We start from the raw sequence: 16,797 nt of genomic DNA on the forward strand, positions 1-16,797 counted from the left end.
ATGAGCAATTCACAGAAACCGATTTCTCCTGTTAAGCCTGTGGGCATGGAAGTAATTTTTTTCTACCCTTGCCCTCATTGTGGTCGTAAAGTACCAATTATCGGCGCGGTTCAGCCTTCAATGGAGCGCTGTGATGCATGTCAGAACCTTTTTCCGATTGTCCCTGTCGACCGACGGACTTTGCAGTATCTTAAAATTTCTTTAGCAGATGGCGGGGCAGCAATTGACCCCGATTTCATGTAGATTCAGTTTTTCTTAGAGAGTAAAAAAGCGGAACCCAGATTTTCTGGGTTCCGCTTTTTTTATTCATGTTGAATGGGCTAATTACTTTTTAGCGCTATTATATGCATCGGTAATTCTGTCTTTAATATATGCACGCATTGTTGCATCATCTTCATCAAGGTTAAAGCAGCAGGCATCTTCGCCCATCAGCCCTCCTGGTACCCAGTCGCCCAGTTCATCAGCATCATTAATCATATCTGCATAGAAACAGACAGAAAGCCAGCGGTCATCAGGGTCGTCATCAACTACGTCTACAAGTACAAACAGTTCACGTTCAGTTTGTTTTTCGTGTTTCGCGCGCAGAGAAAAGCTTACTCCGGGTCTACCTTTAAAAGAGAGGCTCAGACCTTCAAAAGAGAGTAACAAGTTTTTGTAATCTACAAATGCAGATTTGGTTTTAGCTTCTGATTCAGTCCAGCTTTCAAGCAGAGCGTCAAGCTCTTCACGATGAGAAGTATCAATAAACATATATCTCTCCTGAATAGAGTGTCGTGAAATTAATTACTAAAAACACTGAAATTTCTCACGAGAAGAGCGGTGTGTCAATATGAGTCAGTAGCCAATGTATGATCAAATCATGCATATTTTATTCTTTTTAGTGTAGTTACGACAATAAAAGAAATACACATTTTAGTTAAACAGTAAGGTTATTATAACAGCTTCTCTACTATAGCTATAATTGTTGATATAGATATAAAAACAGGAAGTTATTGTTTGTTTTTTCAATTTTGGAACTTTCTGTTGAACAATTCTGTAAGAAATAAGTAGACATTTTTGTGATCTAAACGTACTCCGAACTTAACGAATGGGAAGTGAATGCCTGATTCAGGCTGTTGTTTTACAAATTTGAGATTTAGCATCCCGACGATTCTGTCGAAAATATCGTCTGCTGCTTTTGTATTCTTCAAATTGTACTATTCAGACTGCTGAAAGCTGCATTCATTATTAGTGTGTTAAATTTAGTCGAGGTACTGCTATGGAAAATCGTGAACAGTGGGGATCCCGTGCGGGATTCATTCTTGCTGCTGTAGGTTCTGCTATCGGATTGGGTAATATCTGGCGTTTCCCGTACATTGCGTATGAAAACGGCGGTGGTGCGTTCTTTGTTCCTTACATTTTCGCTCTGCTGACCGCAGGTATTCCGTTTATGATCATGGAATTTGGCCTTGGTCATAAATACAAAGGTTCTGCTCCAAAAGTTCTTGCCGCTGTTAACGCAAAATTTGAATGGCTTGGCTGGGTACAAATTATCACCGCAGCAATTATTGCAGTATATTATGCTGCTGTAATAGGCTGGACAATTAACTATCTTGGCTTTGCTTTTGATGGCGCTTGGGGTGCTGATACAAAAGGTTTCTTCTTTGGTGAGTACCTCGGTCTTACTTCTTCCCCGACTGAACTTGGTGGAGTTCGCTGGCCGATCTTTGGTGCTTGCGCACTTACCTGGGGGTTAACTTGGCTTGCTTGTAACTCCGGTATCCGCAACGGAATTGAACGTGCTTGTAAAATTCTTATCCCGCTTCTTTTTGCATTAGTACTTGTGTTTATCGGTCGTGTGATCACACTTCCTGGTGCAACCGATGGTTTGGATTTCCTTTTCACTCCAGATTTCTCAAAGCTTACAGACTTCAGTGTTTGGGCAGCTGCATATGGTCAGATCTTCTACTCGCTGTCCATTGGCTTCGGTATTATGGTCGCATACTCAAGCTACCTTCCTAAGAAGGCCGATATTAGTAACAATGCCGCTATAACAGTTTTTATTAACTGTGGATTCTCTACACTTGCTGGTATTATGATCTTCTCTGTACTTGGTAGTATGGCCCATTCCACCGGTAAGGCTGTTGCTGATGTTGCCGGTTCTGGTGTGGGGCTTGCCTTCATTACGATTCCGGCTGCAATTAACACTATGCCGGCACCGCTGTTCTTTGGTACAATTTTCTTCCTGTGTCTCACAATGGCTGGCGTTAGCTCACACATTTCTATTGTTGAAGCTGTGTCTTCTTCTGTGATCGACAAATTTGGCGTTTCTCGCCAGAAAGTTGTAACTACTTTTTGTATTGTTGGTTTTGCTCTTACTTCAGTATTAACCACTGGTGCGGGTTTGCTGATTCTCGATATCGTTGACCATTTCAGTAACACAATCTGCATACTTTTTTCAGCGCTCGTTGAAATTATCCTTATGAGTTGGGTTATCGGTCTTGATGACATTCGCGAAGACGTTAATGCTCACTCAGACTTCTCTGTTGGTAAGCTTTGGGCATTCAGCCTTCGGATCATTACTGTGCTTGTCCTTGGCTACTCCTTCCTTTCTGGCCTCTATACTAAAATTACTGTTCCATACGGGGGCTACCCAACGTTTGATCTCGTGATGTTAGGTTGGTCAATCCTGCCTCTCGCTATTTTGGTTGCGATTTTCCTTCAGAAGAAACAGGCACATAAGCATTTCCAGCATTATTCATAATGGGTTTTAAGGAGAAAATACTATGGCTACATCCGCAATCATCATGATGGTACTCGGCCTTCTCGTCACTTGGGGCGGCGCAGCATTCTGCATATCCGTTGCTATCCGCAATCGTGACATCTAGATTGTAAGATTATATTCTAAATGAACAGACGCTGTCTCATGGCAGCGTCTTTTTTTATGGATAATGTCAAGTTTTGAGTTTTGTCTGGAGACTGGCGCAGAAGAAGGTGTCAGATTATGTGCAGATTAAGATTCGTCAGTGCGGGGGAGACTTTTTACCTGCTCATGAAGATGAGCAAAGAATAATATAGACTATAAGTGGATCAAAGGCTTCTTGCTCGGATATTACTGAAGGGAAAAAGACTGACATAAAATATGGTAGGCAATAAAAAACCTCGCCATAGCGAGGTTTTTTATAAGTATCTTTCAGTTGTTCTTACTTATTCATGGAGATGAAGAATTCATTGTTGCTTTTGGTCTTACGCATTTTGTCGAGCAAGAAGTCCATGCTGTCAATGGTGGACATTGGAGCAAGGATTTTGCGAAGAATCCAAATTTTATTAAGCATTTCTGTGCCAAGAAGGAGGTCTTCTTTGCGGGTGCCGGTACGGTTGATATCAATAGCCGGAAATACGCGTTTTTCAGCGAGATGACGGTCAAGATAGATATCGAGGTTACCAGTGCCCTTAAATTCTTCAAAGATTACTTCGTCCATTCGGGAGCCTGTATCAATGAGGGCTGTAGCGATGATTGTTAAGCTACCGCCTTCTTCGAGATTACGTGCTGCACCAAAGAAACGCTTTGGACGTTGCAGTGCGTTAGCATCAAGACCACCGGAAAGAACACGTCCAGAAGATGGGGTAACTGCGTTGTATGCACGCCCAAGACGAGTAATGGAATCGAGCAAAATAACAACATCTTTACCACGCTCTACAAGACGTTTCGCTTTTTCTTGAACCATCTCTGCAACCTGAACGTGGCGCTGTGGAGGTTCATCAAAAGTAGAACTGATAACTTCAGCGTTTTTAACCGTACGCTCCATATCAGTAACTTCTTCAGGACGTTCATCAATGAGTAGAATAATAAGATATACATCTGGATTATTAGCATTGATGGAGTTAGCCAGTGATTGAAGAAGAATTGTTTTACCGGTGCGTGGAGGGGCAACAATTAAGCCACGTTGACCGCAGCCAATAGGAGCCATGAGGTCGATAACTCTGCCGGAAAGGCTTTCTTTTCCGTTTTCCATTACGAGCTGGCGTTCTGGATAAATAGGAGTGAGGTTATCGAAGAGAACGAGGTTTCGAGATTTTTCAGGTGGTTCAAAGCCAATTTCGTTGACTCTGAGCAAAGCAAAATAGCGTTCGCCTTCTTTAGGCGGTCTAATTTGACCTGAAACTACATCCCCTTTCCGCAGACCGAAGCGTCTGATTTGAGAAGGGGAAACATAAATGTCATCCGGCCCAGGCATGTAGCTATACATTGGTGAGCGTAGAAAACCGAATCCATCAGGAAGGATTTCGAGAACGCCCTCGCCAAAAATGGCTCCATTTTGTGCAGCACATTTTTGTAGTAAAGCAAAAATAAGTTCTTGCTTACGCATGTTGCTTGGGTTTTCAATCTCATACTCTTTGGCAAGCTCCATCAGCTCCGCTGCTGGTTTGCGCTTAAGTTCTGAGAGATTGAGGCCTTCGCTGGGATCTGCATTTGGATCGGGAGTAAATTGAGGCGCTGGAGCTCTTCTGGACTTTTCTGTCCGAGGAGCAGCAGGGGGTCTGCGTTTACGAGTCGTAGGACGGGTTGTTGCAGCTCTACGAGGTTTTTCCTGCTTCGCTTCTTCGACGTCTTTTTTAGTTGCCATATAGACTCAAAGGAATGGTTTAATTTGAATAGAACATGCACGTACGTACATAGAGAAGCTATGAGACATAGCCGATGACATAGTTTGGAAAGTTTTGTGCGTCCCCCGACGGAAGGACAAAGACGTTGAGCAGTGTCAAGTAGGGGGGACTAAAGAAAATAACTAACGTGTATAGAAGAAAATAGCGTATCAGAAAAAAAATGACAAGAAAGTCTGACTATTTTTTTTCTTGTGCAGCAATTACATCTGCAAACATTTCTTCGATTTCTTTTTGGACAGCATCTTGGGTCGTGTCTGTAGCATGAGCTATTTCAAGGGTAATGAGACCCATTGCTTGCTCCAATAAACGACGTTCACCAAAAGAAAGCTCCTTATCTTTACCGATAAGGAGGAGCTCTTTTAGAACGTATGCTACGTCTTCAAGTGCGCCACTTTTAAGTTTATCAGAATATTCGCGATAACGGCGGTTCCAGTTTTGACCGGTATAACCAGTGAACCCTGAACGGTCATCGAGAGATTTAAGAAGATCAAGACCTTCTTCATGAGTGCACAGCGGGCGCAAAACGTTGCTTGCGGTAGTAACTGGCACCATGAGTGTCACATTGTTGCTCAGTATCCGGATGAAGTAGAATTCAGCCTCGGTACCGCCAACAGTCTGAGTCTCGATTCTTTCTACTTTGCCTACACCCTGAGCTGGGTATACTACTAATTGATCCTGAGCGAACACAGCGAGTCTCCTTACAATGTCTGCGTTACATCGTGAAACGCGAACCACACTCTAACGTAATACGCATTAAGAGTCTATGGTTATCTATTCGAAGAATTAGAGAAGCTTGAAGGAATTAGTTGTTTTCACAGCTTCATCAAAACCGGATGAAACAAACGCTTCAATACCTTTTAGGGCACCTTCAAGAACCATTTCAACCTCAGCTTGTTCAGCTTTGTTGAAACGATTAAGAACGTAGTTGGATACGGTGCCATGTTCAGGCTTGCCGATACCAATACGCATGCGGTTGAAGTTGCGGCTTCCGAGATGCTGCTCAATAGAGCGTAATCCGTTATGCCCAGCGTGTCCGCCACCGATTTTGAATTTTATTCGACCTAATGGGAGGTCTAATTCGTCGTGCAGTACAACAACCTGTTCAGGTGCAATGTCGAAGTATTTGCATGCATGACCAACAGCTTCACCTGAAAGGTTCATGTAGGTCATTGGCTTAATGATAAGCCAGAAGTTTCGGGATGTGCCTATTCTGCATTTCCATGCATCATATTTTTTCTTTCCTATAGAAAGAGGAGAGCATGCATCGGGCGAAAAACGCTGTGCATCTTCTAATAAGTGGTCTGCAACCATAAAACCAAGGTTGTGTCGGGTATTTTCGTATTCTTTACCCGGATTTCCTAGTCCAACGATTACTCCGGAAATATTCATGACTATCCTGTAAGTGAATCCAATAAAAAGGAAATGGCCTCATGCCGAGGCATGAGGCCAACGATTTCACTAGGAATTCGCTTAATCTTCTGCTTCTTCAGTTTTTGAAGAACCACGGCCTGGTACGACTGCGAGCACTTTAAAGTCGTCGTCGTAGTAAGCAGTAACGTTTTCTGGAAGTTCGAGTTCACTAACTTTGAGGAAGGTGTGGATGTCAAAATCAGTTACATCAACAACAACTTCGTTAGGAATATCTGCAGGTTTAGCAGAAACAGTGACTACTTGACGGTATTCTTCAAGACGGCCACCGAGTTTCACACCTTTAGATTCGCCAGTTGTGCGAACTGGAATCTTGATACGAATTTCTTTTTCTGGGTCAATGCCATAGAAATCTACATGCTGGAGACGGTTTTTGAACGGGTGACGCTCAAGTTTCCAGATGAGACAATCTTTAACTTCGCCGTCGATATCAAGAGCGATAACGTTGGTAAGGCCTGCTTTTTCGTAAAGCTTTACGAGGGGCATTTCGTTCATCTGTACAGGAATGTTTTCGCCGGTAGTGCTGTAAAAGATACCAGGAACTTTGCCTGCTACACGAAGCCTACGGTTAGCGCCTTTGCCAAGACCTTCGCGTTTAGTAACGGAAAAAGTGATTTTTTCAGACATGTAATAACTCCTTTGAGGTTCCACCACGAGGTTTTTCACTCGCTGCAGACGCGTTCTTTAAACAAAAAGAACGCTTACGGAGGATTCCGTGTGGATATTGTGAATTGCTTTAGCAAGAAGACCTGCAATAGAGAGGACTTCGAGCTTGTCGCATTGGTTGATTTTGTCGCCGAGAGCAATTGTATCGGTAACAAAAACTTTTTTGAAAGTTGATTTACAAAGACGTTCAATGGCTGGGCCGGAAAGAACCGGATGAGTTGTACACGCCATAACTTCTTTGGCACCGTTGTTCATAAGAACGTCAGCTGCAGCACACATGGTGCCTGCAGTATCGATCATATCGTCGACAACGATGGCTATTTTGTCTTTTACGTCACCAATAACGTGCATTGCTTGAGCCTGATTTGGCTTGTCACGACGTTTATCAATGATTGCGAGGCCTGCGTTAAGACGCTTTGCGTAAGCACGCGCACGTTCAACACCACCAGCGTCAGGGGAAACCAATACGATTTCACCTTGTTCGTTCTGGATGCCACGAAGACGATCGAGCATAACAGGTGCAGCGTAAAGGTTGTCCACAGGAACATCAAAGAATCCCTGAATTTGTCCCGCGTGAAGGTCTACGGTTACAAGGCGATCCATTCCTGAAGTAGTCAGGAAGTCCGCAACAACTTTTGCGCTGATAGGCGCACGAGGAGCAACCTTACGGTCCTGACGTGCGTATCCGTAGTAAGGAACAACTGCAGTCACGCGGCCAACACTTGCACGCTTCAGAGCGTCGAGCATAAGGCAAAGCTGCATAATATTATCGTTAACAGGCGCAGAGGTAGAGAGAACAACAAATACGTCGTCACCTCGTACATTTGCACCGATCTCGATGCGGCATTCGCCATCGCTGAAAGTTTCACAAAGGGTTGGAATAAGCTCACAGCCTAAGTGGCTGCAAATTGCTTCTGCCAACGCAGGATTGGAAGAGCCGGTGAGGATTTTTAGATCGCCGTTCATGGTACCATACTGGGGTTATAGTTAGTTACCTGTAAAAATGGCTGGGACGGCAGGACTTGAACCCGCGGATGTCGGGACCAAAACCCGATGCCTTACCAACTTGGCTACGTCCCAGTATTACAGGTGGTGGAGATATGTGGCAACGCCTTCAGCCTCTAAGGCTGTTGCAGCACGTGCAGCCTGTTCCGTCTCTCGATACAAAGCAAAGATGCTAGAACCGCTTCCACTCATGACGGCGCCTTCAGCACCAAAAGACATGAGTTTTTCTTTGTACGCCCGCAGCTTCGGAAAGGCCGAGTATACCACCACTTCAAAACTATTAAAGAGCCACAAGGCACGAGAGGAGTGCTTTCTATCTTTTGAAGGTGTTGTTGTCAAGATTTCTTTCTTATTATTACTCGCACTAGTGCTTCGCATTGTCTTGTCCCACTCCGCAAATGCCCATGGTGTAGATATACTGATATCAGGGCAAATAAGAACGAGAGAATATCCGGAAAGCGAGATAGTTGACGGTTCCAAAATGTCACCGATGCCAGTTGCGTGTGCTGGAACATTGTTCAGAAAGAATGGCACATCTGCGCCGATGCTTGCAGCAAGAGTATTAAGGCGTTCAGGCGAAAGAGCATTGTTGGGACAGTACTTGTTTAAATAGTTAAGAATTGTGGCGGCATCAGAACTTCCGCCTCCAAGACCTGCCCCATCTGGTATGCCCTTTTCAACGGTGATAGCAAGGTCAGGCTTCCAACCTGTGGCATCACTATATTTTTTCCAGCTTTTATAAATAATGTTTTTTTCTGGAGGAATAGAAAGTGCTGGGCATTCAAGAAGAAGGCCGCTTCCGGTTGCACCTTTAGAAATGGTAATGGTATCAAAAGGGCTTGGAAGCGGAAAGAATAGGGTATCAAGTTCATGATACCCGTTTTCCCGAACACCGGTAATTTCTAAATGCAGGTTAATTTTGCACCCCGCATGTAGTGTGACGGAGGCTGGTTGCGTAAACGACATGTTATTTGTTGATGGTTTCAATAGTAAGGTTTTTATTTGTAAATACACATATTTCTGCAGCGATGGCCATCGCATTGCGGCAAATATCTTCTGCGCTCATTTCAGTGTGACGCTGGAGGCCGCGGGCAGCTGACAGTGCATATGCGCCGCCACTGCCGATTGCTGCGATGTTGTCGTCCGGCTCAATCACGTCACCATTACCGCTGATGATGAAAACATATTCAGCATCTGCAACAATGAGCATTGCTTCAAGTTTTCTGAGATATTTATCAGAACGCCAGTCTTTGGCCATTTCAACAGAGGCACGTAATAGGTTGCCTCCAAATTCTTCCAGTTTTGCTTCACAACGTTCAAATAACGTGAATGCATCTGCAGTGGCACCAGCGAAACCGGCGATTACTTTTTCGCGGTAGATGCGGCGTACTTTGCGTGCCTGATGCTTCATAACAATGGATTGCCCTAATGTTACCTGTCCGTCGCCAGCCATTGCAACACCGTTAGCATCTTTTACTGCCAGAATAGTTGTTCCACGAAGTTCCATAACAAATCCTTATATTGTGCTTGTCGTATATGAATCGAAATTGTCAGATGAAAGGGGAATGAATTATTCCTGCCTGTTGTACAGGCAACGTAAAAAATTATTCCCAGTATGCAGCTCGTTCATCCCGCTGTTTTTTGATTAGCTCAAGAGCCGACGTCTGTTCTTGGGTCGTAGCAAGAGCCTCGGCTTTTTTGATATGATATGCTGTTTTTTTGGGGTCATTGCGATAGAGCGCACTGTAAGCAAGATGTAGATGACCATTAAATTGATCACCACTTTGTCCGAGCATTTTGCCGTAGAAAAAATGTACTTCTGAATCTTCAGGTAGTTTCCGTAAAATTTTTTGGTAGTAGGACCCTGCTGATTTTGAATCACCCTTGTCATTAAGCAAACGGGCATAGAAAAACAGTGTCATTAAATCTTCAGGATTGCGTACCGCGGCTTTTTGAAGCAAGAAAATTGCTTTATTAGTATCACCCTTGGTGTAGTGGAATCTACCTGCTTCTCGAAGGATCAGGTAGTCTTTGGGTGCATCTTTTACTGCTTTATCAAAATATTCTGCTGCTTCCTTAACTTTATTAACTCTGGCTGCGGCGATACCTCGCCCCATGAGAATGATTGGTGTTTGTTCTTGTTTAGAGAAATAGGTAAGGGCAGTATTCGGGTCAGTAAAACGCGAGCGCACAAGAATCTGCACTCGTTTAAAGCGGATGTCATCTTCAGGACGGCTTTGCATATCCTTTGGTAAAGAGGCAACCCGTCCTGCCAGGTAATCCTGACGTTCTTCTACTGCGGGGTGAGTAGACAGATAGGAAGGCATGTTGGAGCCGGATTCCCATTTGCGTCTGCGGATTTTTTCAAAGCTGTTGGACAACCCGTTAGGGTTATATCCTGCATCAGTAAGGTAAATCAGACCCATTTGGTCTGCTTCCCGTTCGTCCTCACGACTATAGTTGAGTAAAGCAGCCTGACCTGCCGCCATTGAGCCGGTAATAAGGCCGCTGGTAACTTCAGACCCGCTCTCTGTTGTTGCACCAAGTACGGCACCTGCAAGCATCCCGACAAGACTCATTAGTTGAACTTTTTGCGATTTTTCGATGCGTTTGGCAATGTGACGTTGTGTGATATGCGCAAGTTCGTGAGCAAGAACTCCTGCAAGTTCGGATTCATGTTCCATTTCCAGCAGCATTCCTGTGTGGACAAATACGTAACCACCCGGCACGGCAAATGCGTTCAGGGTGTCGTTTACAATTACATTAATTTCAAAAGGGAAAGGCTGGGGAGGGATGTTTTTCTGGAGTCTGTCCAGAACTCCTTCGACGTAGGACACTATTTCAGGGTCTTCAAGAATAGGCATTCTGGATTTGATGAGAATGCTGAATTTTTTGCCAAGTTCAACTTCATCTTTTACGCCGAATTTGCCAAACGTATCAAGAATATTGGCTTTTGCAAGATGAACAGGAGGCAATAGAATAAAAAGCACTGCAACAAAAGCGCACAAGAGGTTCTTCCAGAATGAAGTTTGTGTCATTGTATGATTATGCTGCAGTGCTTTTTTCATAGTTAGATTACATCCCATACCGGGCCGGAAGGTGTATCTCGTACATCTACGCCCAGTTCGGTAAGTTTTTCGCGAATAGTATCAGCAGCTTCAAAATCCTTGTTTTTACGGGCTTCAAGGCGCTGAGCCATGAGTTCTTCGATAGCATCGATAGAAATGTTTTTGCGAGTAGCACGCTTGAGTTTGAGATCCTGCAGGAATGTTTCCGGTGCAAGAGCAAACAGACCGAGCACTTCGCTCCATTTGATAAAGTCAGCGATAAAGCTTTCAAAAAGGGCTTTGGCTCCTTCACTTTTACGCATTGCTTTATCTTCTATGACGCGGTTCATAAGGCGAACAAGAGAGAAGATATGGCCGGTAGCACCGGCAGTGTTCATATCATCAGCCATGGCTGCATCAAATGCTGCACTTTGTTCTTTGTATTCGTTTGTAATGTCTTCAGGCAGAGCTGACTTGCTCCACTTAGACTTGTTTAACTCGTTCAGAACAGCAAGCTTTGTTTCATAAATACGTTTGATGCTCTTTTCGGCCTCATCCATAGCAATAAAGCTGAAGTCAATCGGGCTACGGTAGTGCTTAGTGAGCAAGAAGAAACGAAGTACTTCTGGAAGATATGATTCCAGAATATCACGGATGGTTTTAAAGTTTCCGAGAGATTTGGACATCTTTTCAGAATCAATTTGTACAAAACCATTATGAACCCAGTAGCGTGCCATTTCTTTTTCAGTTGCAGCTTCACTTTGGGCTATTTCGTTTTCATGATGCGGGAAGATAAGATCAAGTCCACCACCGTGGATGTCCAAAGGCAGCGGCATGTGCCGATGGCTCATTGCAGAACATTCAATATGCCAGCCAGGACGACCTGGCCCCCAAGGGCTTTCCCATGAAGGTTCTCCTGGTTTTGCACCTTTCCAGAGAGCAAAATCGAGTGGATCTTCTTTTTCGTCACCCGGAGCAATGCGAGCGCCGGAGCGCATGTCATTAACATCACGACCGGAAAGCTTGCCGTAGTCTTTGAATTCACGAACACGGAAATATACGTCACCGGATTCAGTGGAATATGCTTTGCCTTTTGCAATGAGATTTTCACACATTGCAATCATATCGTCGATATGCTCAGTACATTTCGGTTCAATGTCGGCACGGAGGACGTTAAGTGAATCCATATCTTCGTAGAAGGTTTGGATGTACTTTTCAGCGACTTCTTTGCTGCTCAAGCCCTCTTCGTTAGCACGTTTGATGATTTTATCATCAACGTCCGTGAAGTTACGTGCGAAGAGAACTTCAAGACCAGTACTGCGAAGGTAACGAACAAGAACATCAAAAACCACTGCAGATCGAGCGTGACCAATGTGACAAAGATCGTACGCGGTAATGCCGCATACATACATATTCACTTTGCCTTCAGTAAGAGGAATAAACGCTTCTTTCTTGTGTGTCAGAGTATTATAGAGCTGCATGGTCGTGCTATTCCTTCTACGCTTTGTCGAACTGGTCAATGCGACGCTGGTGACGGCCGCCTTCAAATTCGGTTTCAAGGAAAATTTCTGCAAGATTTATGGCAACGCCGGGGCCAGTAACTCGTTCTCCAAGGCAAAGTACATTTGCGTTGTTGTGCTGACGGGTAAGGCGGGCATGAAATTCGTTAGTTGCAAGCGCAGCGCGAATGCCAGGAATACGGTTGGCAGCCATAGACATGCCGATGCCAGTGCCGCAAATAAGGATACCAGGCGCGTTTTTTTCCAGAACCTTTTCACACACTTTTTCTGCGTACATCGGATAATCTGTGCTTTCGGTGGAGTAGCATCCTAAGTCTTCAACATCGTAACCATTTTTAGTAAGATGTTCTACGATGACAACTTTAAGGGCAAAGCCGCCATGATCCGCACCGATAAATACTTTCTTAGACATTATTACCTCTATGTTACTGGCGGCGTAATCGCCGAGTTATGCGTCCTGTTTATGCGCTTCTTTAAGGCGCGCTATTTCTTCTTTTAAGAAGCTGATCTGTTTTGCTGCACTGGTCATTTCAAAAGATGGAGTAGCAGGCTTCTCCTCATTTTTTTCAAGGTGGTAGGAAGTCACCTTGCCGAGTGCTGCATACTCTTGCTCTAATCGCTTTTCAAGCTGCTTTATCTCAAAAGAATGAAGAATATCAGAAAACATGCGTTTTATATTTTGTTTCCAGACAGAAATACCAAAGCAAAGGTTTTCAAAAACAGATTTTTCTTTTTTAGGTGCAGAAGTGTCAGACATGATCCCCTCGTGTAATTTGCAATGCTGTTCAGTAGATTATTATAGTTACGTTTTTTTAGCTGGGAGAAACTGTAATCATGGCACAATAAAAATATGTTATGTGCTACTGCATGGGTCTTATTGGTTCAAGTTTAGTATCAGGAGGCAAAACGAGCTGTAGCGCCTTAGGATCAAAAGGGCTGACCGGAATTGTGCGGTCTTTTATTAAAAAAAGTGCACTTCGTTCTGTTCCGGCTAGTACTCTTATCTTGGTAGGCTGCCTGTCCTTATATTTCTCAAAAGAAATAGACATAGATTTATCTTTTTGCTCCCAAACAACAGGAAGTCCTTGTTTATTTAAGACAAGGACGCCATTCGTCAACTTTTGTGACGTATTTTTATTACTTACCGGTGTAGAAAATGTATACGCAATATTCGCAGCGCCTTCGACGTATGCGGTGTCATATGTTGTCGGGAAGAGCTTTGTGTAATTGCCGCGCAAGAGCGCTATAATATCCTGAACAGACACAGGAATCGGCAGTCCCATGCGCACTAACAGGTCCTGCCCGGAATCAGAGTAGACAGCGCGTTTGCTATCTGGCTCGTAAATGATTGATTGTAAATTACTCATACGCAAACTGGCAACGATAGAGCCAAATGGACCGATGATGTCTATTCGGACAGGAGCAGCACCGTTTCCCCACATGATCAGAGAAGCGCGGTTGCTGGTCTCCGATGTTTTAAACCGAAAGGAAGAACGGATACTGAAGGGTTGTGAGGTTGGGTTTCGTCTGGCGTTTGCAAGGTATTTTGCCCATACCTGTTCTGCTTCTGTTTGCGTTGCCTGCTGGTCTATACGGATTTGCGGTGCATGTTGCGCACACGCACTTAGTAAAAAAATGCAGAAGACTACAGAAGCCAGACGAAGTAGCCTTTTCATCATAACTCCTTGAGTTTTTGTTTAATTAACTCTGGATTACTGTGACCATTGAGTGCACGTGTGTAGCCTTTTCGGGCTTCTGTTTTATTTCCACGTTTTTTTGCAATGTCACCATAATGTTCCCAAATAGCAGGGTCACTTGTTCCAAGAGTTACGGCTTGGGTTATATATGTCCATGCGTTTTTGTAGTCATCACGTAAAAAATAAACCCACGCTAACGAATCGAGAATATATGGTTGGCCCGGAGCAAGGTTTGCAGCTGTGCGAACCAGCACTAAAGCCCGGTCAAGATCTTTTCCCATTTCTGCAAGAGTGTAGCCGACAAAGTTAAGTGCCTTGAAATATTCTGGGTCATCGCTGATGATTTGTTCCATAATCTCCAGAGCACGTTTTTTATCACCAAGAGAGTGGTAAATAGAACCCTTGGTGAACAGCAATTCTTGATCATTGGGCCAGATGGTGAGAGCTGAATTTATAGTTTTTAATGCATCTTTTGGACGCTTAGCTACCATAAGCAGTTCGGTTTCCAACTCAAGGATAAAGCGGCTTCTAGGGTCGTGTTTGCGGGCAGACTGTACCAGTTTGATGGCTTCATCTGTTTTTCCTAACTCGTATAAAAGGCGGCTTCTAAACTCTAAGCTTTTTGTCCAGCTTGGGTTGTCTCGAGGGATATTGTTAAGAAGCTTTAATGCTTTGTTTAGGTCTTTTTCATATTCGAAAGCGATGAGGGCAAGGTGAAAGAAGACTTCAGCCGGCTGTTTAGCTTTAGCAAACGGCTCAAGCATTACTTTGGCTTCTTTGTAAAATCCTTCATTAATGAAAATTGTAGCTGCTTCCAATGTAAAGTCGTCAGAGTCAGGACCAATTTCTACAAGTTCAAGAGCCTTAGCGAGGTGGTTGAGCTTAAGATTTAAGTTGATAAGGCGTAACCAACTTACTTCGTTAGAAGTATCTACAGTGATAAGCTGTTCGTATGCTTGTTCGGCAAGAACATAATCTTGTTTTCGTTCGTATAACCGTGCCAGTTCTGACCATGCTTCCAACGAGGTGTCTTTCTGGTCTGTCACGGCCAGTAATTCTTTTTCCGCATCATCATACTTTTTTAACTGTATGAGTGCCTTAGCGAGAAATAGACGAGTGATAGGCGAGCGATGTGCCTCTTTGCTTTCCCGAAATGCGTCAACTGCTTCAGGATATTTTTCGCTGTCGAAGTACAATAATCCGATTGCACGGAATGCGTCATCAGATTGAGAGTGGTCTTCCAGATATTTCCTGACTACTCCAACAGCTTCATCCAGTTTATTTTCCAGTCTGTAAGACTCTGCTTTAAGCAGCACCATTTGAAAGTTATCAGGGAAAGCTTTAGTGCCTTTAGTAGCTATCTTGCGAGCAGTAAGCGTTTTATCGTTACGTAGATAAAAGTTAATTGCTTCTATATAAATTTCAGGCGGTGGTGACAGTGTGAGGAGTTTTGTAAGCGCATTTTTAGCTCCGCTGTAGTCATTTTCTCTCGATGCATCTTCAAAGAGCAGGTAGTAGTAAGTCGTAGCAGCTTCAGTATTAAGTATTCCGGAAGGTGCTGACTGCGTTTCAGGCATAGTTGTAGCACATCCAGAGGCGAGCAACAGCGCGCAGCAGAATATGATAACAGAACGAAAGCGTTTGTTATTTGTACGCATAATAAGAATCCATAATTAGGGGTAGAAGTTTGGGGCTGTTGGAAGTACCCCTAGCGCTGAATCCAATCTTTAGAAAAGTCTTTAATTTCTTTAAACAAATAGTCTCTAATTTTTTGCAACAATCGTGCTTCAATTTGTCTGACGCGTTCCCGGGTAATTTCGAATTTTTCTCCGATTTCTCGCAGCGTAACCGGGTCATCAGATAATAGTCTTTTATGAAGAATCTCAAGCTCTTTATCGTTAAAGGTGTGCTCAATTTCATTAATCTTTTGTGTAAGCATTTCTGCCATTTGATGATCTGAAAGCACATCTTCAATACCTGGGCCAAGTGCAGGAAGAAAGTCCATTCTCGTTGCGCCGCCTGCGTCATCACCAATCGGGATGTTGAGGGACATATCAGAAGCATCCAGGCGTTGTTCCATTTCAATAACCTGTTCTTCTGATACATTGAGTTTTTTAGACAAAGTTGCGGCGTCAGGATCAAATCCTTGAGAGATAAGGCGTTGTCGTTCTTTATTGAGGTTGTAGAAAAGTTTTCGTTGGGCTTGTGTGGTTCCAACTTTAACAAGTCTCCAGTTATCCATAATAAATTTAAGGATGTATGCCTTAATCCAGAACGATGCGTAGTAGGAAAACTTAATTCCTTTGTCTGGGTCAAATTTGTTAACGGCACGCATGAGCCCCACGTTCCCTTCCTGAATGAGGTCAAGGACGTTTTGCATCCAACGGCGTTGAAAGTCCATTGCGATTTTAACAACAAGGCGGAGATGGGAGGAAACAAGACGAAAAGCTGCATCAGAGTCGTTGTGCTCTTGCACGCGCTTGGCTAGTTCAAACTCTTCATCAGGTTTGAGCATAGGAAACTTGCTAATTTCCCGCAAGTACATGCTTAGAGAGTCTGTAGATCGTGTGCGGGCGCTAGTACTTTTATCAACGAAGACTGGCAATGTGTCAGGAATTTCATTTTCGTCTTCTTTTGTAATATCGATAACAGGATCAATATCTAAGTTTTCCTCTTCGTCAGAATCTTCCATATCAAGAAGTTCGACTTCGGCAGCGTTTTGGTCTTTAAGGGAATTCTTAGTTTTTTCTGTAGATTTGGTCATAATCCTGTATTTGTATAATACCT

General features: G+C 43.7%; 18 protein-coding genes and 1 tRNA gene. 3 read left to right on the top strand and 16 right to left on the bottom strand.

Annotated features, from left to right (window positions below; genetic code table 11):
- A complete protein-coding gene (locus F461_RS0113715) occupies window positions 1–243 on the top strand; it encodes a hypothetical protein (RefSeq protein WP_020001732.1) in 243 nt (80 codons plus the stop codon).
- An 81-nt stretch (window positions 244–324) separates the two neighbouring features.
- Here the strand turns inward: F461_RS0113715 and F461_RS0113720 are convergent, their stop codons facing one another.
- Window positions 325–750 carry a hypothetical protein gene (locus tag F461_RS0113720; RefSeq protein ID WP_020001733.1) on the bottom strand — a complete coding sequence of 142 codons (426 nt, stop codon included), beginning with the start codon at window positions 748–750 and terminating at the stop codon, window positions 325–327.
- A 508-nt stretch (window positions 751–1,258) separates the two neighbouring features.
- On the opposite strand from F461_RS0113720, the gene F461_RS0113725 reads away from it, so the two are divergent.
- On the top strand, window positions 1,259–2,743 hold the full coding sequence (locus F461_RS0113725) for a sodium-dependent transporter (protein ID WP_020001734.1): 1,485 nt from the start codon (window positions 1,259–1,261) through the stop codon (window positions 2,741–2,743).
- A gap of 22 nt (window positions 2,744–2,765) precedes the next feature.
- Window positions 2,766–2,867 (top strand): methionine/alanine import family NSS transporter small subunit, encoded by a 102-nt coding sequence (locus F461_RS19100; RefSeq protein ID WP_020001735.1) that lies wholly within the window; start codon window positions 2,766–2,768, stop codon window positions 2,865–2,867.
- A 315-nt stretch (window positions 2,868–3,182) separates the two neighbouring features.
- Here F461_RS19100 and rho read toward each other — a convergent pair whose 3' ends face one another.
- From rho to F461_RS0113805, 15 genes are all read right to left on the bottom strand, one after another.
- Complete coding sequence (gene rho / locus F461_RS0113735) at window positions 3,183–4,607, bottom strand: transcription termination factor Rho (protein WP_020001736.1); 1,425 nt, start codon at window positions 4,605–4,607, stop codon at window positions 3,183–3,185.
- Between the two features lie 217 nt (window positions 4,608–4,824).
- Complete coding sequence (locus F461_RS0113740; protein ID WP_020001737.1) at window positions 4,825–5,334, bottom strand: CarD family transcriptional regulator; 510 nt, start codon at window positions 5,332–5,334, stop codon at window positions 4,825–4,827.
- Between the two features lie 96 nt (window positions 5,335–5,430).
- Window positions 5,431–6,036: an aminoacyl-tRNA hydrolase gene (gene pth, locus F461_RS0113745; protein WP_020001738.1), complete on the bottom strand. Its 606-nt coding sequence runs from the start codon at window positions 6,034–6,036 to the stop codon at window positions 5,431–5,433.
- A gap of 81 nt (window positions 6,037–6,117) precedes the next feature.
- Window positions 6,118–6,702 carry a 50S ribosomal protein L25 gene (locus F461_RS0113750; protein ID WP_020001739.1) on the bottom strand — a complete coding sequence of 195 codons (585 nt, stop codon included), beginning with the start codon at window positions 6,700–6,702 and terminating at the stop codon, window positions 6,118–6,120.
- A 57-nt stretch (window positions 6,703–6,759) separates the two neighbouring features.
- Entirely contained in the window at window positions 6,760–7,707 is a 948-nt protein-coding gene (locus F461_RS0113755; RefSeq protein ID WP_020001740.1) for a ribose-phosphate diphosphokinase, read from the bottom strand.
- 38 nt (window positions 7,708–7,745) lie between these two features.
- Window positions 7,746–7,821: transfer RNA gene (locus F461_RS0113760), tRNA-Gln, on the bottom strand.
- Window positions 7,822–7,824: 3 nt separating this feature from the next.
- Window positions 7,825–8,712 carry a 4-(cytidine 5'-diphospho)-2-C-methyl-D-erythritol kinase gene (gene ispE, locus F461_RS0113765; RefSeq protein WP_020001741.1) on the bottom strand — a complete coding sequence of 296 codons (888 nt, stop codon included), beginning with the start codon at window positions 8,710–8,712 and terminating at the stop codon, window positions 7,825–7,827.
- Window position 8,713: 1 nt separating this feature from the next.
- Window positions 8,714–9,253, bottom strand: coding sequence for an ATP-dependent protease subunit HslV (gene hslV / locus F461_RS0113770; RefSeq protein ID WP_020001742.1), 540 nt, complete (start codon window positions 9,251–9,253; stop codon window positions 8,714–8,716).
- A 97-nt stretch (window positions 9,254–9,350) separates the two neighbouring features.
- Window positions 9,351–10,814 (bottom strand): M48 family metallopeptidase, encoded by a 1,464-nt coding sequence (locus F461_RS0113775; RefSeq protein ID WP_020001743.1) that lies wholly within the window; start codon window positions 10,812–10,814, stop codon window positions 9,351–9,353.
- Between the two features lie 2 nt (window positions 10,815–10,816).
- Window positions 10,817–12,274: a cysteine--tRNA ligase gene (cysS, locus tag F461_RS0113780; protein WP_020001744.1), complete on the bottom strand. Its 1,458-nt coding sequence runs from the start codon at window positions 12,272–12,274 to the stop codon at window positions 10,817–10,819.
- A 16-nt stretch (window positions 12,275–12,290) separates the two neighbouring features.
- Window positions 12,291–12,725, bottom strand: coding sequence for a ribose 5-phosphate isomerase B (gene rpiB / locus F461_RS0113785; protein ID WP_020001745.1), 435 nt, complete (start codon window positions 12,723–12,725; stop codon window positions 12,291–12,293).
- A 36-nt stretch (window positions 12,726–12,761) separates the two neighbouring features.
- A complete protein-coding gene (locus F461_RS0113790) occupies window positions 12,762–13,070 on the bottom strand; it encodes a hypothetical protein (RefSeq protein WP_020001746.1) in 309 nt (102 codons plus the stop codon).
- A gap of 103 nt (window positions 13,071–13,173) precedes the next feature.
- Window positions 13,174–13,989 carry a hypothetical protein gene (locus F461_RS0113795; RefSeq protein WP_020001747.1) on the bottom strand — a complete coding sequence of 272 codons (816 nt, stop codon included), beginning with the start codon at window positions 13,987–13,989 and terminating at the stop codon, window positions 13,174–13,176.
- Entirely contained in the window at window positions 13,989–15,668 is a 1,680-nt protein-coding gene (locus F461_RS0113800; protein ID WP_020001748.1) for a tetratricopeptide repeat protein, read from the bottom strand. The genes F461_RS0113795 and F461_RS0113800 overlap by 1 nt, the downstream gene beginning before the upstream one ends.
- Window positions 15,669–15,718: 50 nt before the next feature.
- A complete protein-coding gene (locus F461_RS0113805; RefSeq protein ID WP_020001749.1) occupies window positions 15,719–16,774 on the bottom strand; it encodes an RNA polymerase factor sigma-32 in 1,056 nt (351 codons plus the stop codon).
- Window positions 16,775–16,797 lie beyond the last annotated feature (23 nt).

Source organism: Halodesulfovibrio aestuarii DSM 17919 = ATCC 29578 (assembly GCF_000384815.1).
In the GTDB taxonomy this organism is placed as follows: domain Bacteria; phylum Desulfobacterota; class Desulfovibrionia; order Desulfovibrionales; family Desulfovibrionaceae; genus Halodesulfovibrio; species Halodesulfovibrio aestuarii.